The following is a 21,114-nucleotide window of genomic DNA, read 5'->3' as shown; positions in this document are numbered from 1 at the left end:
CACCGGCCCGACGCTCAGCGCGCGCAGGCGCCGGTGGACCCGCGCATCACCAGCTCCGGCTGGAACATGAACTCGCCCCGCTGCGCGGCGTTCCCGCCGACTTCTTCCAGCAGCGCGTCCACCGCCGCCGTGGCCATCGCCTCGACCGGCTGGCGGATCGTGGTCAACGGCGGCTCGGTGAAGGCGATCAGCGGCGAGTCGTCGAAGCCGACCACCGACACGTCGTGCGGCACCGACAGCCCCCGCTGCCGCACCGCCCGGATCGCTCCGAGCGCCATCATGTCGCTCCCGCAGACGATCGCCGTGCAGCCCTTGTCGAGCAGCGCGCCGGCCGCCGCGTGCCCGCCCTCCACGCTGAACAGCGTGTGGTGGACGAGGTCCTCGGCCTCCTCCCGGGTACGCCCGAGCACCTCGCGCATCGCCGCCGTGAAGCCTTCTATCTTGCGCAGCACCGGGACGTACCGGCGCTGCCCGACGGCCAGCCCGATCCGCTCGTGCCCGAGTTCGGCCAGGTGCTGGACGGCCATCCACATCGCGGCCCGGTCGTCCGGCGAGATGAACGGCGCGTCGATCTTCTCGCTGAAGCCGTTGATCAGCACGAACGGCACCCCGCGCCCGGCCAGCCGCGCGTAGCGGTCGTGGTCGGCCGTGGTGTCGGCGTGCAGCCCGGAGACGAAGACGATGCCCGCCACGCCCCGGTCCACCAGCATCTCCACCAGTTCGTCCTCGGTGGAGCCGCCCGGGGTCTGGGTGCACAGCACCGGCGTGTAGCCGTGCCGGCTGAGCACCTGCTCGATCACCTGCGCCAGCGCGGGGAAGATCGGGTTGCTCAACTCCGGTGTGATCAGCCCGATCAGCCCGGCACTGCGCTGGCGCAGCCGGGTCGGCCGCTCGTACCCGAGCACGTCGAGTGCGGCCAGCACCGTCTGCCGGGTGGCGGCGGAGACGTTCGCCTTGCCGTTGAGCACGCGGGAGACGGTGGCTTCGCTGACCCCCGCCTGCGCCGCGATGTCTGAGAGTCGCGCCGTAGTCACGGTCCCAGAGCCTATTGCAACCACGTCAGACCGCCCACCAGCCGGTGCTGTCCGGAGCGAGCACCGTCTCGCCGCCGTCCACCACGAGGTCGGCCGAGGCGAGCAGCAGCCTGCCCGGGGTCGCCACCCGCACCGGCTCGCCGGTGGTGTTCACGGTGCACACGAAGGAGCCGCGGCGGAACAGCAGGGTGCCCTCGGGGCCGTCCAGCCACTCGACCCCGGTACCGGCGCCGAGGTCGGCCTGCGCCCGGCGGACGGCCAGCGCGCTGCGGTAGAGCTCCAGGGTGGAGGACGGGTCGCCGGTCTGCGCCTCGACGCTCAGTTCGGCCCAGGTGGCGGGCTGCGGCAGCCAGGACGGGCCGCCGGCCACCGGTCCGAAGCCGTACGGGGCCTCGGTGCCGGACCACGGGATCGGGACGCGGCAGCCGTCGCGGTAGCCGTCCTGTCCGGCCTGGCGGAAGAAGGACGGGTCCTGGCGGACCTCGTCGGGCAGGTCGGTGACGTCGGGCAGGCCGAGCTCCTCGCCCTGGTAGATGTACGCGGAGCCGGGCAGCGCGAGCATCAACAGGGTGGCGGCGCGGGCGCGGCGCAGGCCGAGTTCGCGGTCGCCGGGGGTGCGGATCTGGGTGCCGAGGCCCGGCTCGTTGGCGAACCGGGTGGCGTGCCGGGTGACGTCGTGGTTGGACAGCACCCAGGTGGTGGGGGCGTCGACCGGGCGCATCGAGTCGAGCGAGACGTCGATCACCTCGCGCAGCGCGGTGGCATCCCAATCGGTGCCCAGGTACTGGAAGTTGAACGCCTGGTGCAGTTCGTCGGGGCGGACGTAGTTGGCGGTGCGCTGGACGGTCGGGGTCCAGGCCTCGGCGACCCCGATCCGCTGGCCCGGGTACTCGTCGAGGATCTTGCGCCAGCTGCGGTAGATCTCGTGCACGCCGTCCTGGTCGAAGAACGGCATGACGTCGTTGCCGAGCAGCTTCAGCTGGTCGGAGCCGCCGAGGTCGGGCAGGCCGGGGGCCTTGACCAGGCCGTGGGCGACGTCGATGCGGAAGCCGTCCACGCCCATGTCGAGCCAGAACCGCAGGATCGAGCGGAACTCGTCGGCGACGGCCCGGTTCTCCCAGTTGAAGTCGGGCTGCTCGGGGGCGAACAGGTGCAGGTACCAGTCGCCGGGGGTGCCGTCCGGGTTCTCGGTGCGGGTCCAGGCCGGGCCGCCGAAGATGGACTCCCAGTCGTTGGGCGGCAGTTCGCCGTTCTCGCCCTTGCCGGGGCGGAAGTGGTAGCGGTCGCGCAGCGGGGAGCCGGGGCCCTCGCGCAGGGCGCGCTGGAACCACTCGTGCTGGTCCGAGGAGTGGTTGGGGACCAGGTCGACGATGATCCGCAGGCCCAGGCCGTGGGCGTCCCGGATGAGGGCGTCGGCGTCCAGCAGGGTGCCGAACATCGGGTCCACCGCGCGGTAGTCGGCGACGTCGTAGCCGGCGTCCGCCTGCGGCGAGGCGTAGAACGGCGAGAGCCAGACCGCGTCCACGCCGAGGTCGCGCAGGTACGGCAGGCGGCTGCGGATGCCGGGCAGGTCGCCCATGCCGTCGCCGTTGGAGTCGGCGAAACTGCGCGGGTACACCTGGTAGATGACCGCGTCCCGCCACCAGCCTCTGGACGCGCTGCCGCTCACAGGATCCAGCGCGACCGCCTCGTGAGCGGTGTCGGCGGCAGGCCGGGAGGTGTCGGCCAGGTTCTGGGTCATGGACGGTATCCCTCGGGGATCGGAGGAGCGGGGGGCCTTGCGCGCGTGGTGTTCCGCGGCAGGCGTCACGACTTGGAGGCACCGGCGGTCAGGCCGGTGACCAGGTGGCGTTGCACCAGGTAGAAGAAGGCCGCGGAGGGGATCGCGATCAGCACGGCGGTCGCGGCCATCAGGTTCCACTGGGCGTCGTGCTCGCTGACGAAGGTCTGCAGGCCGACGGCCAGCGTGTACTTGTCGGAGCTGAGCATGAAGGTCGAGGCGAACGGCACCTCGGCCCAGTAGGTGAGGAAGGAGTAGAAGGCGGCGACCGCCAGGCCCGGACGGGCGAGCGGCAGCACCAGCCGCCAGAAGGTGCCGAACGGGGTGAGACCGTCGACCCGGCCGGCCTCGTCGATCTCCACCGGGATGGTGTCGAAGTAGCCCTTCAGCAGCCAGGCGCAGTACGGCACGGTGGTGGTCGAGTAGACCAGGATCAGACCGGTGTAGCTGTCCAGCAGGCCGAGTTCGGAGAGCATCGTGTACATCGGCACGATCAGCACCGCGATCGGGAACATCTGGGTGACCAGCAGCGACCACATCAGCGGCTTGTGCCCGGGGAACTTCATCCGGGAGACGGCGTAACCGGTGGTGGCGGCGAGCAGGACACCGAAGACGGTGGTGATGCCGGAGACCAGCAGGGCGTTGCCGAACCAGGTGAAGAAGTCCGTGTCGGACAGCACGTGCTGGTAGTTCGCCAGGGTGAGCTTGTCGAGGATCTGGCCGGGGTGGAGGTAGTCGGTCTTGTCCGGGCCGAGCGAGACGAAGAGGATCCACGCGACCGGGAACAGCGCGAGCAGGCTGGCCACGATCAGGATGCCGTGGGACAGCACCCGGGCCGTCGGGCTGCTCTCGCCGCGCCGGCGGACCTTGGCCGGGCGGGCGGTCGGGACCGCGGTCACCGCGGGGGCCGGGCGTTCGGTGGTGGTGCTCATCGGGGGTACCTGCCTTCGTGGGTCAACTGGGTCCGGGGCCTCAGCCGTTGGCCTGCTCGTTGCGGGCGAGCCAGCGCCGGTAGAAGGCGGTGAAGACGATCAGGATGGACAGCAGGATCACCCCGTACGCGGCGGACTGCGCGTAGTCCCGGGGGATCTGGCCGAAGCCGAGGCGGTAGGCCCAGGTGACCAGCAGCTGGGCGTCGGGCGCGCCGGTGCCGAACAGCAGGAAGATGACGTTGAACTGGTTGAAGGTCCAGATCACGCCGAGCAGCACGACGGTGGAGGAGACGCTGCGCAGCCCGGGCATGGTGACGTGCCGGAAGCGCTGCCAGGGGGTGGCGCCGTCCATCTCGGCGGCCTCGTACAGCTCGGCCGGGATCGACTGCAGGCCGCCGAGCAGCGAGATCATCATGAACGGCACGCCGGCCCAGGTGTTCACCAGGATCGCGGCGGCCTTCTGCGCCCACGGGTCGGTGAGCCAGCCCGGCTCGGGCAGGTGCAGGGTGGAGAGGATGCCGTTGACGACGCCGCCGTCGGAGAGCATCAGGCGCCAGGAGAAGACGGTGACGAAGGTCGGCACGGCCCAGGGCAGGATGAGCAGCATCCGGTAGGCGGCGCGCCCGCGCAGCTTCTTGTTGAGCAGCAGGGCGAGGCCGAGGCCGAGGGTGTAGTGCAGGAAGACGCAGACGGCCGTCCAGGCGATGGTCCAGACGAAGTGCGACCAGAACCGGTCGTACGAGCCCGGGCCCCACAGGATGTCGGCGTAGTTGTGGAAGCCGACGAAGTTGTAGCTGGCCGGGATCTCGTTGACGCCGATCTTGCGGGCGACGTTGAGGCTGTTGGCGTCGGTGAGGGTGAGCCAGATGCCCTCGCCGAGCGGGTAGAGCACCAGCACGCCGAGCACCAGCACGACCGGGGCGATCATCGCGTAGGCGTACCAGTGCTTGGCGTAGGAGCGCTTGACGCGTTCCAGCGGGCCCGGACGCTGCTCGCGCTCGCGGCTGCCCTTGCCGGTGGCGCCCTGCACGGCGACTGACATCGTTTGCACCTTCTCGGGGGGATTCTCGGGGGAGCCGACGGCCCGGCCTGCCGTGGGCGGCGGGTGACGGTGACGGGGGGCCGGGGACGAGTGACGGCGAACAACTGACAGATGATGAAATCTGTCGTCTGTTATCCGTTCGCCGTCACCCGTCGCCCGTCCCCCGTCGTCCGCGATCCGCCGCCCGGCAGACCGGGCTCCGGGACTACTTGGCGAAGCCCGGCAGGAGCTTGGCGTAGTCGGTGGCGACGGTGTTCAGCGCGTCCTGGGTGGCGGTGCCCTGGAGGGCCTTGCCCAGGTTGGTGCCGAGCGAGGCGAACAGCGAGCTGTACTCGGGCAGTTCGGGGCGCGGCTTGGCGCTGCTGAGGATGCCCTGGAAGCCGGCGATGCCCGGGTCGGCCTTGACGTCTGCGGTGAAGGCGTCGGAGCGGGTGGGCAGCGTGGAGTTCTTCTGCGCGATGAACGCCTGGCTCTCCGCCGAGGTCATGAAGGCGGCGAACTTCTCGGCGGCGGCCTTGTGGGCCTTGTCGGCACCGGCGTAGACGGAGATGTTGTGGCCGCCGGTGGGGGCGCCGGCCTTGTCGGCCGAGGCGCCGGGGACGGCGGCGATGCCGAGGTTGCTCTTGTCGGCGAAGGCCGAGCCCTTGTAGATGTTGGTGATCTCCCAGGGGCCCTGGATGATCGCCGCGACCTTGCCGCTGTTGAAGGCGTCCATCATGTGCGCGTAGGCGTCGGTGGTGACGTCGGCCTTGGCGGTGCCGGGCGCGGTGAACATCGTCTTGTAGGTCTCGACGGCCTTGACGGCCTCCGGCGAGGTGATGGTGATCTTCTTGCCGGCGGCGTCGACGGTGTCGGTGCCCTCGCCGAACAGGAACGGCATCGCGTAGTAGCCGTCGGCGGCCTTCAGCCAGAAGCCGTCCACGCCCGCCTTCTCCTTGACGGCGGCGGCGTCGGCCTTCAGCTCGTCCCAGGTCTTCGGCGCCGCGGTGATGCCGGCCTTGGCGAACAGCTCCTTGTTGTAGAGCAGGCCGAGGGTGTCGGTCACCAGCGGGACGCCGTAGAGCTTGCCCTCGTACTTGGCCTGCTGGATCAGGCTGGGCTGGAAGGCGGAGGTGTCGGCGGCGGCCGGGGTGCCGTCCAGCGGCTCCAGGTAGCCGGCCTTGGCGAAGGCGGCGGTCCAGCCGACCTCGGAGCGGAACACGTCCGGAGCGCCCTTGGCCCCCATGGCGGTCTGGAGCTTGTTCTGCGCCTGGTCGAACGGCACGTTGACGAAGTCGACCTTGATGTTCGGGTTGGCGGCCTGGAACTTCTTGACGAGCTCCTGGTAGTTCGGCGCCTCGTTGGTGGCGTTCGAAGTGTCCCAGTACGTGAGGGTGACCGGCCCGTCGGCCTTGCCGTCCGAGCCGGAGCCGCTGCTGCCACAGGCAGCCATCGAGACCGCGAGGGCCACAACGAGGGCAGAGGCCGCGATGCCACGCCGCATGAGAACTCCTTGGGAGGGTGGGGGTGCCCGAGATGTTCGGAGACAGGCGCATAATGGCTGCCTCGTGCCGACCGCACCGTTGCTGCCGTCGGGCTCGGGAAGGAAGTTAACAGCGGTGAAAGATCGACGGAAAGTCCTTGCAGCAAGTTTCTGCAAGAAACGGGGATCGTTACATCCACGTGTCCTGGACGTTGCCGCACGGTAGTTGACGTACGACCCGAACGTCCAGGTTCGCCCGATTCGCCCCTTCGCCGGATGGCCGACGGAACCACCCTGCGTGGCGGAAAGCCGCCTCCAGCAGACTGGACGCATGCGCATCAGAGCCGTCACCAGGGACGAACTACCACTGCTGACCGAGCTGGAACGAGCGGCCGGCGCCCCCTTCGCCGCGATCGGCATGCCGGAGATCGCCGAGGACGAGCCCCCGGCCCCGGAGGAGCTGGCGCACTACCTGGAACACGGTGTCGCGCTGGCCGCCGAGGCGCCCGACGGCGCGATCGCCGCCTACCTGCTGGCCGAGCCGGTGGACGGCGCGCTGCACATCGAGCAGGTCTCGGTCCACCCGGACCACGCCCGCCGCGGCGTCGGCCGGACCCTGATCGACCACCTGGCGCGCACCACCGAGGCCCCGGCCCTCACCCTCACGACCTTCGCCGAGGTGCCCTGGAACGCCCCCTACTACGCGCGCTGCGGCTTCCGCCCGCTCACCGCCGACGAGCTCACCCCGGGCCTGCGCGAGATCCGTCGCAGGGAGGCCGAGCACGGCCTGGACCGCTGGCCCCGGCTCTGCATGCGCCGGGACCTGCATCCGTGAGCCGCCCGGGCCCTCGGCCCGTGCGCCCGTGAACCGGCACGGCCCGCGAGCCGCCCCACCCCGCGAGCCACCCGAACCCGCGAGCCGCCCTGCCCCGCGAGCCGCCGGGGCCCCGGGCCTCCCGGGCCCGGCAAGCCCCCTCCTAGGCGGTCCCCAGCCGCAGCACGGTCGTCGAGCGGAACTCCTCCCCCGGCCGTAGCACCGTGCTCGGGAACGCCGGGTGGTGCGGGGAGTCCGGGAAGTGCTGGGTCTCCAGCGCGATCCCGGCGAACGGCCCGTACGGGACGCCGCTCGCGCCGGTGACCGCGCCCTGGAACTTGTTCGCCGTGTAGACCTGGATGCCCGGCTCGGTGGTCAGCACCTCCAGGGTGCGGCCGCTGGCCGGGTCCTCCAGCAGCGCCGCCCGCGCCGGGCGCCCGTCCGCCGGGCGGGCACGCAGCACCCAGTTGTGGTCGTAGCCGCCCGGTCCGACCAGTTGCGGGTGCCGGTCGTGCACCGCCTTGCCGATCGGCGTGGCCACGGTGAAGTCGAAGGGCGTGCCGGCCACCGGTTCGGTGTGCCCGTACGGGATCTGCCGCTCGTCGGTCGGGGTGTACTCGTCCGCGTCCAGGGTGAGCAGGTGCCCGAGGACGTCGCCGCTGCCTTCACCCGCGAGGTTGATGTACGCGTGGTTGGTCAGGTTGACGACGGTCGGCTTGCTGGTGACCGCGTGATAGGCGATCACCAGCTCACCGGAGGCGTCCAGCGTGTAGTCGACGGTCAGGTCGAGCGCCCCCGGGAAGCCCTGGTCGCCGTCCGGGCTGTGCAGTCGCAGCCGCACCCCGCCCTCGACCGGCTCGGCCGCCCACATCCGGTTCGCGAAGCCGTCCGGCCCGCCGTGGATGGTCATGCCGCCGCCGGTCGGCGCGAGCCGGTGCTCCTCGCCGTCGATGGTGACGGAGGAGTGGTCGATCCGGTTGGCGTACCGGCCGACCACCGTGCCGTAGTGCCGGGCCGGGCCGAGGATCTGGGCCAACTCGTCCGTGGAGAGCAGTAGTTGGGCGGAGCGGCCGGAGCGGTCCGGCGCGCTCAGGGTGTGCAGGGTGGCGCCGAGGGTGAGCACGCTCGCCTCGTACGGGCCGGCCGTGAGCGTCCACCGCCCGATCGCGGCACCCGCGCCCGAGGGGTCGAGGGGTTCGTGCCGAACGCTGGTGGCCTCGCTCGCCATGGCCTGCTCCTTCACTGTCGGCCGCAGCGCACCGCGACCGCCCGCTTGTCCTGGTCAGCCGAGGAGGCGCCCCGGCAGCCCCCGGTCCGTCAGCCTAGCGACGGCGGCCACGGCGGGGGCGCACCCGCGCCAGAGCGCGCCGCCCTTGCGCGACAACCGCCCTGACCGCCCGCCACCACCCTCCGTACACACCGGGCCAGGGCACGGGAGCCCCCGCTCCCCACGCCTCCCGGGCCCGCCCGCCCCATGCACGAGAGGTCCCATACGGACGGGAGCGGCCCCGTGCCGTGCGCAGCGCCGGACTGCTACTCCTCCGCGTCCGGCCGGGTCGCCTCCCGCTGCTGCGGCGGCAGGCCGAGCGCCGAGGCCAGCCCGTCCGGCCCGCTGCCCGCCTTGCGGTAGACCGCCGCCAGCCGCCGGTTGACCAGGCCGATGTTCAGTCCGAGCTCCTCCGCGATCCGCTGCGGCGGCAGGCCCTGCACCGCCCGCCGGGCGACCTCCAGCTCGGGGCCGCTGAGCGCGTCCAGGGTGTCCCGGAAGTCGCGCAGCCCCAGCCGGTTGGGCCGCAGGCCGTAGTTGGCCAGCTCCCGCCGCGCCTGGTCGACCAGTCCCTCGGCCGAACAGTGCTGGGCCAGCTCGATGCCCTGGTACAGGTACTCCTGGGCGTCCTCCAGCCGCCCCACCCGGCGCAGCGCGGCGCCGAGGTCGACCAGCGCCACGGCGTGCTCGTAGCCGGCCGGGGACTGTCCCAGGTGCATCACGGCCTGTTCCAGCAGCTCGACCGCCTGCTGCCCGTCCTCGACCTGCGCCTGCAGCCGCAGCGCGGTGCCGATCGCCGAGGCGGTGCCGAAGGTGCGGGCGTCGTGGACGGCCTTCTGGGCGTAGTCGCGGGCCCGCTCGGGCTCGTCGCGCGCGATCGCGATGGCGAGGTGGCCGGCCCAGGGCGCCCAGACCGTGTTGTGCCAGCCCCGGACCTCCAGCTGGTTGCCGGCTTCGGTGAGCGCGGCGGCGGCGCCGGCGTGCCGGTTCTTGGCGATCAGCAGCTTGCCGTACAGGGAGGCGGCGTCCGGCAGCACCATGACGGTGGCGTGGTACGGCGGGTGGAACCCGAAGTCGTTGGCCAGCTCCCAGGCCTCCTCGACCCGGCCGCGGGCGATCAGGGTGTCCACCAGCACGCCCACCGCGTCCCAGGCCAGCGGCAGCTTCCGCCCGATCCGCTCGGAGATGCGGTACGCCCGGCGCAGGAAGTCCTCGGCCTCGGCGAGCAGGCCCCGGCGGAACCGGGCCAGTCCCATCAGGAAGTACGCGAAGCCCCGGTGGGCACCGCTCCACCCGGCGACCTCGAACTGGATGATGGCGTCGGCGGCCAGCCGCTCGGCCTGGGCGACGCGGTCGTTGTAGATGTACGTCAGACCGAGCATCGAGGGCAGTTCGAAGCCCCAGGTGGTGTCGGTCCAGCCGAGGCCCTTGGGCAGCCGGCCGCCGTCGAGGACCTCGTCGGCGAGCGCGAGCGCCTCGGCGGAGGAGGAGCCCTTCAGGGTGAGGTCCCAGGCCCGCATCGCGAGCACGGCCCGGTCGGCGGCCTCCCGGCCGGTGAGGCCGCGGCACATCTCGCGCAGGCGGGCGGAGCGGCCGGGGCCGTCCTCCTCGGCCTTGCGGAAGGCGTGCCACATGAACGAGGCGGCCTGGAGCCGCTGCCGCCCGGCCGGGTCTTCGGTCTTCTCCGCCTCCTCCTGGCAGACCATCGCGGCCTCGCGCAGCTCGCCGCTGTGCGCGAGCACCTCGGAGAGCCGGAAGGTGGCGTCCACCCGCAGCTCGGGGCGCAGCGGCACCTCGTCCGGGTGGAGGGCCAGCTTGAGCTGGTTGACGGTGGCGACGGGGTCGGTGAGCAGGGCGGAGCAGCCGAGTTCGTAGAGCACCTCGGCCTTGATCTCGTCGGCGGGCGGCTCGTTGAGCGCGCGGTGCAGGCAGCGCTGGGCGGCCTCGGGGGCGCCGATGAGCTGGTGTTCGACGGCGGCGCGGCGCAGTTTCTTGACGATCCGGTCGTCGCCCTCGCCGGAGTGGGTCTCGACCAGGTGGCGGGAGGCGGCGAGCAGACCGAGGCCCGCGTTCTCGATCTCGACGGCGGCGATGCCGTGCATGCCGAGGCGGGTGGCCTCCGGCATGGTGTTGTAGATCGAGCTGGCGATCAGCGGGTGGACGAACTCCAGGTTCCCGTTGGGGGCTTGGGTGAGCACGCGCTGCTTGCGCAGCTGCTTGATGGAGTCGCGGGCGCCCTCGGTGCTCTGGGTGGAGATCCGGGTGGCGAGGTCGACCCGGATGTCGGTGCCCAGCATGGCGCAGGCCCAGGCGAAGCGCAGGGTGCTGGCGCCGAGCCGGTCCAGCCAGCTCTTGAGGGTCATCCCGGTGGCGTCGACGGCGAGTTCGCGCAGCTGGCGGGAGTTCTCCTCGACCGGTTCGAGCTCCTGGTCGCGGACCTGGTCGAGCAGGGCGACGACCTCGAAGGGGTTGCCGTTGACGACGTTCCAGAACTCGTAGCAGAAGGCGTCCTCGGCCTTGTCGCCGAGCTCGGCGCGGATCATGTCGGTGACGGAGCTGAGGTTGAGCCGGTTGAGCTCGTGCTTGCGGCCCTTGAGGCCGACGACGTCCCGGCGGAAGTCCTGGGTCTCGGCCGGCCAGTCGTTCTCGTCCTCGCGGAAGGCGAAGACGAGCAGCACGGGCAGTTCGCCGGAGCGGACGGCGAACTTGGCGAGCCAGGAGAGGGATTCGGCGTCGGCCCAGTGCAGGTCGTCGACGATCATCACCATCGGCGCGCGGCGCGGTGCGAGCTGGGTGAGGACGTAGTCGAGGCCGTCGCGCACGCCCTGCGGGTCGAGCCGGCGGGCGCCGGCCTTGGGCTGCTTGAGGCCCATGGCCGGTCCGACGACCTCCTCCCAGGTGCCCATGACCTGGCGGAACTCGTCCGGCCGCAGGTCGCTGAGGACCGGCTGGAGCAGCTGGCGCAGGACGTGGTACGGCTCCTTGAACTGCCGTTCGCCGCCTCGGGCGAACAGCACGGTGGCGCCCTCGCGCAGCTTGGCGATCCTTCGGACCTCGTGCAGCAGGCTGGTCTTGCCGATGCCGGGGCGGCCGGAGAAGGCGAGCAGACCGCCGATCTCGGTGCCGCCGGCGGCGAATTCGCGGCAGAGGCGGTCGACGGCGGCTTCCACCGAGCGCAGTTCGGCGTCGCGGTCGCGCAGTCGGACCCGCGGCGCGGCGCCGTCGCCGTCCCGGCCGGAACCGGCTCCCGTCCGAAGTTCGTTCCCCTGCTCGGTCACCGTCGCGCCTCCGCCTCGCCCGATCCCGTCACAGCGCCATCACTGCGTGGAGCCGAGGGTAGCGCTGCCCGGGCCGCACCGTGCGGCATTCGTGCAGGCTGGGGCGGACGGTGAGGGTTCGGACGGCTTGCCAAGGGCAATTGCCCTATATCCCTAACGTCCGATCATTACATCAGATACCCTACGGCCCTCGAAGCTCAGATGATCTTGCGAATCCCACCCTCACCATCTCGGCCTCGACGTGTCAACTCCCCCACGACCAGTGTTCGAACCACAAGCGCCCCCACCCTCCGCTGCACCGGGAGTCCGATGTCTGACGACCGCTCACTTCAGATCCCGTTCCCGCACCGCCGCAGTCCACACGGCCCGTACGCCACCGCGCTGCACCGCGACTGGCTGATCCGCCACCCGCTGCTCCCCGACGCCGACCACCCCGGCTACGCGCACTGGGAGGTGGTGGACCTCGCCGCGCTCGGCTACCCGGACGCGGGACCGGACGAACTCGCCCTGGCCGCCGACCTGATGGGCTTCTACTTCCTCTTCGACGACCAGTTCGACGGCCCGCTCGGCCGCCGCCCCTCGGAAGTCGCCCCGATCTGCGAGCGGCTGATCGCCGTCCTGCACGGCGCCCGCCCCGACCAGGGCTCCGCCGTCGAGACCGCCTTCGCCGACCTGTGGACCCGGAGCGTGCGCGGCATGCCCGCGCGCTGGCAGGCGCGCGCCGCGTACAACTGGGAGTACTACCTGGCCAGCCACCCGGCCGAGGCGGCCGGCCGGATCTCCACCCGGCCGCCGGACCGGGACGGCTACCTGGAACTCAGACGGGGCACCGCGGCCATGGAGACGATCTTCGACATGGTCGAGCGGATCGGCCAGTTCGAGGTCCCGGCCGCCGTCCTGCACCACCCGGTGCTCCGTCAGATCCGCCAGCTCGCGGCGGACATACCGTCGCTCAGCAACGACGTGCGCTCCTACCCGCTGGAGGCGCCGCGCGGGGACGTGAACAACCTGGTCATGATCGTCCAGCGCGAGCGCCGCTGCTCGGCCGAGGAGGCCTGCTCGGCGGTCATCGCGGAGGCCCAGCTGATGGTCGAGCGCTGCGCCGAACTGCACGAGCGACTCCCGGACGTCTACCGCGAGTTGGGCCTGTCCAGGATCGAGAGCACGATCGCCCAGCGGTACGCGGACGGGCTGCTCACCTGGCTGGCCGGCTACCTCAGCTGGGAGGCCCGCACCGGCCGCTACCACACCGTCTGACACCCGGTCGGGCCACCGGGGCGGTCGGACCTCCTCGACCGGCCGTCCCCGAGGAACGCCACGCCCGACGGTCGGCACCGACGGCTCTGACACCGGCCGTCGGCGCCGACCGTCGCAGCGGGAGGGTCACCGGCCGTCGCACCGGCAGAGGCACCGGTCGAGGCACCGGTCGAGGCACCGCCCCCGCCGTACCCGGGAGAACGGCCGGAACGCACACCCTCCGTACCGGCCAGGCGTACGGACCGTAGCCGCGGCGCGCGCCCGGCGGCTATCGTGCTCGGCGGCGGGCGCCCCGAGCGGGTGTCCGGCCCCGTGCGCGTGCCCCACCCTCCCGCCGGGCCGCCCCCGACCGGGCGGTCCGGCGCGCCGCCCGCGGCCGCACGGTCCGGGCGGTGCCCGACCTCGCGAGGAGACACCAGAGCATGACGGTCTACCAGCCCCCCGGCGCACCCGGCAGCATCGTCGCCTACCGCTCCCGGTACGAGCACTGGATCGGCGGCGGTTGGACGCCCCCGGTGCGCGGCGAGTACTTCGGCGACCCGTCCCCGGTCACCGGTGAGGTGTTCGCCGAGGTCGCCCGGGGCACCGCCGAGGACATCGAGGCCGCCCTGGACGCGGCCCACGCCGCCGCCCCGACCTGGGGCCGCACCCCGGCCGCCGAGCGGGCGCAGGTGCTGCTGCGGATCGCCGACCGGATGGAAGCCAACCTGGAGCAGCTGGCCGTCGCGGAGAGCTGGGAGAACGGCAAGCCGGTGCGCGAGACGCTGGCCGCCGACCTCCCGCTCGCCGTCGACCACCTGCGCTACTTCGCCGGCGCGCTGCGCGCCCAGGAGGGCGGCCTCTCCCAGCTGGACGAGGACACCGTGGCGTACCACTTCCACGAGCCGCTGGGCGTGGTCGGCCAGATCATCCCGTGGAACTTCCCGATCCTGATGGCCGTCTGGAAGCTCGCCCCGGCGCTCGCGGCCGGCAACGCGGTGGTGCTCAAGCCCGCCGAGCAGACCCCGGCCTCGGTCCTGCTGCTCGCCGAGCTGACCGCCGACCTGCTGCCGCCCGGTGTGGTCAACATCGTCACCGGCTTCGGCGAGGAGGCCGGTGCCCCGCTCTCCGCCAGCCCGCGGATCCGCAAGCTCGCCTTCACCGGCGAGACCTCCACCGGCCGGCTGATATCCCGGGCGGCGGCGGACAACCTGATCCCGGTCAGCCTGGAACTCGGCGGCAAGAGCCCCAACGTGTTCTTCGCGGACGTCGCCGACGCCTCGGACGCCTTCTACGACAAGGCCGTCGAGGGCTTCGCGATGTTCGCCCTCAACCAGGGCGAGGTCTGCACCTGCCCCAGCCGCGCGCTGATCGACTCCGCGATCTACGAACGGCTGCTCGCCGACGGCCTGCAGCGGGTACGCGCGATGCGCCAGGGCGACCCGCTGGACACCGAGACCCAGGTCGGCGCCCAGGCCAGCGCCGAGCAGCTGAAGAAGATCCTGTCCTACTTCGAGATCGGCCAGGCCGAGGGCGCCAAGATCCTCACCGGCGGCGAGCGCGCCGACCTCGGCGGAGCGCTGTCCGGCGGGTACTACGTGACGCCGACGGTCTTCGAGGGCGACAACGCGATGCGGGTCTTCCAGGAGGAGATCTTCGGCCCGGTCGTCTCGGTGACCCGCTTCGACGGCTTCGACGAGGCGGTCGCCCTCGCCAACGACACCCAGTACGGGCTCGGCGCGGGCGTGTGGACCCGCAGCCTCAACACCGCCCATCGCGCCGGACGCGCCATCCAGGCGGGCCGGGTCTGGACGAACTGCTACCACGCCTACCCGGCCCACGCGGCCTTCGGCGGCTACAAGAACTCCGGCATCGGGCGGGAGAACCACAAGGCGCTGCTGGAGCACTACCAGCAGACCAAGAACCTGCTGGTCAGCTACTCCCCCGACGCGGTCGGCCTCTTCTAGGACCGGCTCCGGACGCCGCCCCGGGCCAGCGCCCTCGGGGCCGCACCCCGGAGCCCCTGCGGGCCGTTCCGGACCCCGGCAGTCGTGGAGCGGGAGACCGGACCAGGTCTCCCGCTCCACCGCCACTCCCCGCGGCGGGCACACCAGGCACATCGCCTGGTTCGGGATCTAAGCACATGAATCACCCGATTTCGCCGACGCGCCGCCGACATGCCCGCGCCTCCCGCGCGAACGCCGTAGACAGGACTCCCCAGTCCGCCCGTCCCCGTTGGGAGTCCCGGCCGATGACCATCGCCCCCGCCAAGCTCACCGACCCCGCCGTCCGCGCCTTCGTCACCGCGATCAACGCGGGTGACCGGGATTCCTTCTTCGCCCTGCTCGCCCCGGACGCGACCATGTCCGACGACGGTTCCGACCGCGACCTGACGGACTGGGTCGACCGGGAGATCTTCGGCCCCAACGGCCGGATGGCCGTCCAGACCGAGTCGGACGGCGGCCACGCGCTGGTCGCCGAGTTCACCAACGACACCTGGGGCATGATGCGCACCGCCTGGCGCTTCACCATCGAGGGCGGCAAGATCCACCGCTTCGACACCGGCCAGGCCTGAACCCCGCTCCGCCCGGCCGTCACACACACCCCCCGCCCGGGCGCCCCCCCGCAGGCTCAGGACAGCCCCAGGCACCCCCGCACCGCGCGGATCAGGTTCCGCGAGCGGACGTCCCCGGTCACACCGGGCTGCATGCCGTTGGTGACGTACCCGAATCCCAGCCCGAGCTCGGGGTCGGCGAAGCCCAGCGAGCCGCCCCGCCCCGGGTGCCCGAAGCTCGCCGGGGAGGCCATCGGCGCGGTCGGGCCGTGCCGCCAGAAACCCAGGCCGAAGGTGGAGTTGACGATCAGCACCCGGTCCGGCCCGCTCGCCACCGGGCCGACCGCGCGGCCGAACACCTCGGGCCCGAGCAGCGGCGGAAGCAGCGCACCGGTGCCGTCCGGCCGGTCGGCCGCACCGGTCAGCGCCGCGTAGAACCGGGCCAGCGAACGGGCGGTGCCGATGCCGCCCGCGCCGGGGATCTCGGCGGCCTGGACCGCCGGGTCGTTGAGATCCACCCCGGGACGCACCGAGGCGAAGGACCGCGCGGTCAGCGAGGTCGGGTCCTGGTAGGCGTCCCGGACGGACTGCTTGGGCCGCAGCCGCAGCCCGCTCGGCCCGGTCCGGGCCGCCTCCGGGGCGGGCAGGTCGACCAGCCTGCCGACCCGGGGCGCGGCCCCGGCCGGCAACCCGATCCACAGGTCCAGCCCGAGCGGCCGGGCGATCTCCTCGGCGAAGTACTGTCCCACCGTGCGGCCGCTCACCCGCCGCACCACCTCGCCGACCAGCCAGCCGAAGGTGTACGGGTGGTAGCCGTGCGCCGTGCCGGGCTCCCAGGCTGGCGACTGGGCGGCGACGGCGGCGGCCGCACGCTCCCAGGTCAGCACGTCCTCCAGCCGCAGCGGCACGTCCAGCGCGGGCACCCCGGCCTGGTGCGAGAGCAGCCAGCGCACCGGCACCCCGCCCTTGCCCGCCGCCGCGAACTCCGGCCAGTAGGAGGCCACCGGCGCGTCCAGGTCCAGCAGGCCGCGCTCGACGGCCAGCAGGGCGGTGGCCGCGGTCAGGCCCTTGGTGACCGAGCGCAGCACCTGGGCGGTGTCCGCCGTCCAGGGCACCGCCGGCGCGGGCCGCCCGCCGACCTCGGGCCGGGCGTCACCGCCCCACAGGTCGACCACCTTGCGGCCGCGCACGTACAGCGCGAAGGCGGCACCGAGCTCGCCGAACTCGGCGAAGTTCCGGGCGAACGCCGCCCGTACCGGCTCGAACCCCTCGGCCGTCTCGCCCCAGATCTCCACCACCGCGCGCCGCCTTCAGCCCGTTCCGAGTCCTCGCCGTCCACCCGCGTTCGAAGGTTCGTGGGAAATCCGTTCGAACCGAGCCCCGGAACCCTAACCTGTCGGTCATGACCAACCCCGCCGAAGAGCTGCTGGACATCGTCGACGAGCAGGACCGGGTGATCGGAACCGCCCCGCGCGGCGAGGTCTACCGACGCGGCCTGACCCACCGCTGCGTCTTCGTCCTGGTCCGCGATCCGGCCGGAAGGATCTTCGTCCACCGCCGTACCGACACCAAGCTGTTCGCCCCCGGCGCGTACGACATGTTCGTCGGCGGCGTCGTCGGCTCGGGCGAGGGCTACGCCGAGGCCGCCGTCCGCGAGGCCGAGGAGGAGCTCGGCGTCCACGGGATCGCCCCGCGCCCGCTGTTCAAGTTCCTGTTCCGGGAGCCCGACGGCGGCAAGCTCACCTGGTGGTGCGACATGTACGAGGCCGAGTGGGACGGCCCGGTCAGCCCGCAGGAGTCCGAGGTCGCCTGGCACGCCTGGCTCACGCCCGAGGAGCTCGCCGAACGCCTCACCCGCGACACCTTCGTCGCCGACGGCCTGGAGGCCTACCGCCGCTACCTGGACTTCCGGGCCGCGTAGTACCGGACGGCGGCCGGTGCCGTGGCGGGCCACGGTGCGCCAGACGGGCCGGGGCGGTGCGGGCGGGCGGGCTGGCTGGCTGGCTGGCTGGCTGGCTGGGGCGCGGTACGGGCGGGCCGGGGCGGTGCGGGCGGGCTGGGGCGCGGTACGGGCGGGCCGTCCAGGCCGCATGGGCCCGGAGACGGCCGCCGGATAGGCTGACGCGCATGGCCTCCCGAACGCCGTCCCCGACGGCCGACCGCGCAGCACGGACCTCCGCCCCCGAGCGGGCCGCAGCCGGTGAACGGCCCCGTCGGCGGCTGAGCGTGGACGAGCGGCGGGAGCAGCTGATCGCGGTGGCGCTGGAGCTGTTCAGCCGGCGGCCGCCGGAGGAGGTGTCGATCGACGACATCGCCGCCGCCGCGGGCGCGTCCCGACCGCTGGTGTACCACTACTTCCCGGGCAAGCAGGCCCTGTACGAGGAGTCCCTGCGGCGGGCCGGCCGCGAGCTGTCGGCGCGCTTCGAGGAACCCATGGAGGGGCCGCTGTCCGAGCGGCTCCACCGGGTGATGGGCCGCTACCTGGACTTCGTGCAGAGCCACGGCCCGGGCTTCGCGGCCCTGCTGCGGGGCGGCTCGGTGGCCGCCAGCGCGGGCACGTCGGCGGTGATCGACGAAGTGCGCCGGTCCGCGCAGGAGCAGATCCTGTCCCACCTGGCGATCCCCTCGCCCAGTGCGGCGCTGCGGCTGACCGTCCGCGCCTGGATCGCCAACGCCGAGATCACCTCGCTGGAATGGCTGGGCGAGCGCTCGGTGCCGCTGGAGGAACTGCAGCTGCACCTGGTGCAGGAGTTCGTCGCCGCGCTCACCATCACCGCGGCCCGGGAGCCGGCGCTCGCCGCCGAGCTCGCGGGCTTCTTCGCCGCCGAGCGCCCGCAGGGGCCGACCGGCCGCCTGGTGCGTGACCTCGCCGGACTGCTCGCCGTGCCGGGGATCCTCGACGCGATCACCGCGCTCGCGACCGAGGCGCCGGGAGCTCCTGATGCCCCGGACGCTCCCGCCCCGGACGCTCCCGGCACCGCCGAAGGCGCCGGGAGCTCTGCGCCCGGCGGGCCCGGTGGGTCCGGCGGGTCCGGTGGGTCCGGTGGGTCCGGCGGGTCCGGTGGGTCCGGCGGGTCCGGTGGGTCCGGCGGCACTCCTGGGACCGGCCCGGCCGCCGGCGAACCGTCCCCGCGGGCCCCCGGGCATTCCGAGGCCGCGAGCTCGACCGACTGATCACCGGGCCATCCTGCGGTTCTGTCCCGACGGCGGGCTCTGATAGGAATGGGCACGGATCCGACGGCCCGCCACCGTGGCGCGCCCGGTCCCACCCGAACCACCGACGGCAGACGGAGCAGAGCGGGGGGCTCACCAGTTGACCCAGGACGTCCAGTTCAGTGCGGAGGCCAACCCCTTCGCGGCCGCCGAGCAGGTCTGCGCGACGCTCGGCACGCTCACCGACGCCCTCTTCGACGAGCACACCTCACGCCACCCGGCGGCCGCACTGGGCGCCCTGCGATCCGCCGGACACCCCTGTGCCGAGGCCCTGTTCGGCCTGCCGCTGGCCCCCAACGGCCCGGTGCACGCCGCCGTCGACCGGCTCGGCACGGTGGTCACGGCCGGCTCCGCCCGCCCCGGCACCGGCGCGCGGATCGCCGACCGGGTGATCCGCGCGCTGCAGTCCCGTTACGGCGGCGGGGCGGTGCGCGGCGCCGTCGCCGACCGGGGCACCACCTCGGCCGCGCTGTTCCAGCTTCCGGTCACCGGCGAGTTCGCCGACGCCAAGCTGCGCCCGCCGTTCGCGCCCGCGCTGGCCGCGCTGGCGGCCGGGCAGCAGACCAGGCAACCGGTCGAACTGCCCACCGGCGCGGGTGCCGAGGTCCGCCTGGTCGTCCCGCCCGGCTTCCACCCGCTGACCTCCCCCGGCGGACCCCCCGGGGTCACCGCCCGTACGGTGCCCGCGCTGCCCGCCGACGCCGACCCGGCCGCCCCGGCCACCGTCGCGGCCGCCGCGGAACTGGCAGGGCATCTGGCCGAGGTCGCCGAGGAGCTGTTCAGCGCCAGCGGTGTCGAGCCGCGCCGCGACTTCGCGGTGATCTCCGCCACCCTGGCCGACCTGATCCAGGACGCGGGCGTCGCGTACGCGGGCGTCTGCGCGCTGGAGCTCGACGACCGCACCTCGGACGCCGCCCTCGTCATCTCGCTCGCCCGGCACCCGCTGCCGATCACCGCGCTCGCCACCGAGTTGGCCACCGTCCGACGGCACGCCGAGGTCTGGACCGTCCTGCTGCCGGCCGGGCCGGCCGCCGTCCTGGTCGAGGGTCGGACCGTCCCGGTGCCCGGCCCGCTGGCCGCCGACGGTCAGCGCCGCTGGGTGGTCACCTCCGCCGTCCAGGCCTTCGTACCGCTGCCGGACGGCGGGACGGTGCTCTGCGTCCAGCTCTCCACCGCCCGGCCGGAGGACTGGGAGCTGTACACGGAGGCCTTCGCGGAGCTGCTGAAGAGCATCCAGTTCGGCTGGGACGGCGAGCCGGCCTCGACCGCCGCGCCCTTGGCCGTACCCGCTCCCCCGCAGGCGCCCGCGTCTGTTCCGGCTCAGGCTCCGGCTCCGGTCCAGGAGGTCCAGGGGACGCGGACGGAGGAGCCGCGGCCGGAGGACCCGAACGAGGTGCCCGTCCATCTGCGCGGCACCCCGGTCCGGGTACCGCCCGCCGACTTCAACCCCTTCGCGCCGATCGCCGAGGCACCCGCCGAGTCGCCCGTCGGAGCCGAACCGGCCGACGAGGACCGGCCGAAGGGGACGCCGGTCATGATCCCGCCCCCGGACTTCGACCCCTTCGCCATGCCGGACCTGCCGTCCACCCCGGCCGCCGCGCAGCCCACCGGAGCGCCCGCAGCCGCCGACCCGTTCGGCACGACGGTCGCGGCCGAGCAGAAGAGCGACCCGTTCGGCACCACCCTCGCCCCGCAGGGCCCGGCCGTCCCGCCGCCGCCCGCGGCCCCGCCGATCATCCCGCCGCCCGCGGCTGCCCCCGCCGGCGCCGATCCGGCCGACGAGGACCGCCCGAAGGGCACGCCCGTCATGATCCCGCCCCCGGACTTCGACCCCTTCGCCATGCCGGACCTCCCGTCCACCCCAGTGGAGGAGCCGACGGCGGCGGGGGCGGGGACGGACGCGGCCCCGGAGCACCGCCCGTTCGGCTGAGCCGACGACAACGAACAAATGACAGCTGACAGATTTCAGATTTTGTTCGCTGAAATCTGTCATCTGTCATCTGTCATCCACATCGTGGAGGCCGGCCACGGGTGCCGCCGGTGGATCCGCCGCTGCAGCCGCGCGATCGACTGCAGCCCCTTGCGCCAGCCTGACGCCGACGGCTCGGGCAGCGGCTGTTCGCCGAACGCCGCGTCCATCATCGGCCGCAACGGCTCGTCCGTGCCGGGCACATGACGGTAGAGCGACATCGTCGCGACGCCGAGCCCGATGGCGACCCGGCGCATCGACAGCGCCCCGAATCCCTCCGCGTCCACCACCCGCACGGCCGCCGCCACGATCCGCTCCCGGGTGAGCTCACGCTCGCCGCCCCGGGCGCGCCGCATCTCCGTCGCGCCCGACAACTCCCGCGCGTCCGGGCCCCGTTGCGCTTCCCGCCCTTCAGCCGGACCCACCACATCGGCCCCGCGGCCGGGGGCGGGCGGCCTCGGCACGCGGGCCGTACGGACGGCGAGGGCCCGCCCCCGCCGGAGCGGAAGCGGGCCGGGGCGTGAGCGGGCCGG

At 73.1% G+C, this 21,114-nt stretch carries 15 protein-coding genes and 1 pseudogene; 7 read left to right on the top strand and 9 right to left on the bottom strand.

What is annotated here, in order from left to right:
• Positions 1–14: 14 nt before the first annotated feature.
• The 5 genes from ACZ6Y7_RS34355 to ACZ6Y7_RS34335 form a co-directional block, all read right to left on the bottom strand.
• Positions 15–1,034: a LacI family DNA-binding transcriptional regulator gene (locus tag ACZ6Y7_RS34355; protein ID WP_465761871.1), complete on the bottom strand. Its 1,020-nt coding sequence runs from the start codon at positions 1,032–1,034 to the stop codon at positions 15–17.
• Between the two features lie 25 nt (positions 1,035–1,059).
• The gene (locus ACZ6Y7_RS34350) at positions 1,060–2,775 is read right to left on the bottom strand and encodes a glycoside hydrolase family 13 protein (RefSeq protein ID WP_465761870.1); all 1,716 of its coding nucleotides are present in this window, start codon (positions 2,773–2,775) and stop codon (positions 1,060–1,062) included.
• Between the two features lie 65 nt (positions 2,776–2,840).
• Positions 2,841–3,746: a sugar ABC transporter permease gene (locus tag ACZ6Y7_RS34345; protein ID WP_465761869.1), complete on the bottom strand. Its 906-nt coding sequence runs from the start codon at positions 3,744–3,746 to the stop codon at positions 2,841–2,843.
• A gap of 40 nt (positions 3,747–3,786) precedes the next feature.
• Complete coding sequence (locus tag ACZ6Y7_RS34340) at positions 3,787–4,788, bottom strand: carbohydrate ABC transporter permease (protein WP_465761868.1); 1,002 nt, start codon at positions 4,786–4,788, stop codon at positions 3,787–3,789.
• A 205-nt stretch (positions 4,789–4,993) separates the two neighbouring features.
• Positions 4,994–6,271: an extracellular solute-binding protein gene (locus ACZ6Y7_RS34335; protein ID WP_465761867.1), complete on the bottom strand. Its 1,278-nt coding sequence runs from the start codon at positions 6,269–6,271 to the stop codon at positions 4,994–4,996.
• Between the two features lie 310 nt (positions 6,272–6,581).
• Between ACZ6Y7_RS34335 and ACZ6Y7_RS34330 the strand changes: the two genes are divergently transcribed.
• A complete protein-coding gene (locus ACZ6Y7_RS34330) occupies positions 6,582–7,085 on the top strand; it encodes a GNAT family N-acetyltransferase (RefSeq protein WP_465761866.1) in 504 nt (167 codons plus the stop codon).
• Positions 7,086–7,227: 142 nt separating this feature from the next.
• Here ACZ6Y7_RS34330 and ACZ6Y7_RS34325 read toward each other — a convergent pair whose 3' ends face one another.
• Both ACZ6Y7_RS34325 and ACZ6Y7_RS34320 read right to left on the bottom strand, forming a co-directional pair.
• Positions 7,228–8,292, bottom strand: coding sequence for an aldose epimerase family protein (locus tag ACZ6Y7_RS34325; RefSeq protein ID WP_465761865.1), 1,065 nt, complete (start codon positions 8,290–8,292; stop codon positions 7,228–7,230).
• A 305-nt stretch (positions 8,293–8,597) separates the two neighbouring features.
• Positions 8,598–11,609 carry an ATP-binding protein gene (locus ACZ6Y7_RS34320; RefSeq protein WP_465761864.1) on the bottom strand — a complete coding sequence of 1,004 codons (3,012 nt, stop codon included), beginning with the start codon at positions 11,607–11,609 and terminating at the stop codon, positions 8,598–8,600.
• 309 nt (positions 11,610–11,918) lie between these two features.
• On the opposite strand from ACZ6Y7_RS34320, the gene ACZ6Y7_RS34315 reads away from it, so the two are divergent.
• The 3 genes from ACZ6Y7_RS34315 to ACZ6Y7_RS34305 all read left to right on the top strand — a co-directional run bounded on the left by ACZ6Y7_RS34315 (position 11,919) and on the right by ACZ6Y7_RS34305 (position 15,420).
• Complete coding sequence (locus ACZ6Y7_RS34315; RefSeq protein WP_465761863.1) at positions 11,919–12,866, top strand: terpene synthase family protein; 948 nt, start codon at positions 11,919–11,921, stop codon at positions 12,864–12,866.
• A 422-nt stretch (positions 12,867–13,288) separates the two neighbouring features.
• Positions 13,289–14,812, top strand: coding sequence for an acetaldehyde dehydrogenase ExaC (exaC, locus tag ACZ6Y7_RS34310; RefSeq protein ID WP_465761862.1), 1,524 nt, complete (start codon positions 13,289–13,291; stop codon positions 14,810–14,812).
• Positions 14,813–15,096: 284 nt separating this feature from the next.
• On the top strand, positions 15,097–15,420 hold the full coding sequence (locus ACZ6Y7_RS34305) for a nuclear transport factor 2-like protein (RefSeq protein ID WP_465761861.1): 324 nt from the start codon (positions 15,097–15,099) through the stop codon (positions 15,418–15,420).
• Between the two features lie 56 nt (positions 15,421–15,476).
• Here ACZ6Y7_RS34305 and ACZ6Y7_RS34300 read toward each other — a convergent pair whose 3' ends face one another.
• Entirely contained in the window at positions 15,477–16,697 is a 1,221-nt protein-coding gene (locus ACZ6Y7_RS34300; protein WP_465761860.1) for a serine hydrolase domain-containing protein, read from the bottom strand.
• A gap of 104 nt (positions 16,698–16,801) precedes the next feature.
• Here ACZ6Y7_RS34300 and ACZ6Y7_RS34295 point away from each other — a divergent pair, with 104 nt between their 5' ends.
• From ACZ6Y7_RS34295 to ACZ6Y7_RS34285, 3 genes and pseudogenes are all read left to right on the top strand, one after another.
• Positions 16,802–17,320 carry an NUDIX domain-containing protein gene (locus ACZ6Y7_RS34295; protein WP_465761859.1) on the top strand — a complete coding sequence of 173 codons (519 nt, stop codon included), beginning with the start codon at positions 16,802–16,804 and terminating at the stop codon, positions 17,318–17,320.
• 299 nt (positions 17,321–17,619) lie between these two features.
• Positions 17,620–18,288 (top strand): annotated as a pseudogene (locus tag ACZ6Y7_RS34290) (TetR/AcrR family transcriptional regulator); the annotation flags it as partial.
• A 424-nt stretch (positions 18,289–18,712) separates the two neighbouring features.
• Complete coding sequence (locus ACZ6Y7_RS34285) at positions 18,713–20,542, top strand: hypothetical protein (RefSeq protein ID WP_465761858.1); 1,830 nt, start codon at positions 18,713–18,715, stop codon at positions 20,540–20,542.
• Positions 20,543–20,601: 59 nt separating this feature from the next.
• Here ACZ6Y7_RS34285 and ACZ6Y7_RS34280 read toward each other — a convergent pair whose 3' ends face one another.
• Positions 20,602–20,937, bottom strand: a complete 336-nt coding sequence (locus ACZ6Y7_RS34280; RefSeq protein WP_465761857.1) for a TetR/AcrR family transcriptional regulator — start codon at positions 20,935–20,937, stop codon at positions 20,602–20,604.
• Between the last annotated feature and the right edge of the window lie 177 nt (positions 20,938–21,114).

It is taken from the genome of Kitasatospora sp. NPDC053308, assembly GCF_055585785.1.
Note: the sequence above shows the minus strand (reverse complement) of the source record. Positions and strands in the feature narration are given on the sequence as shown.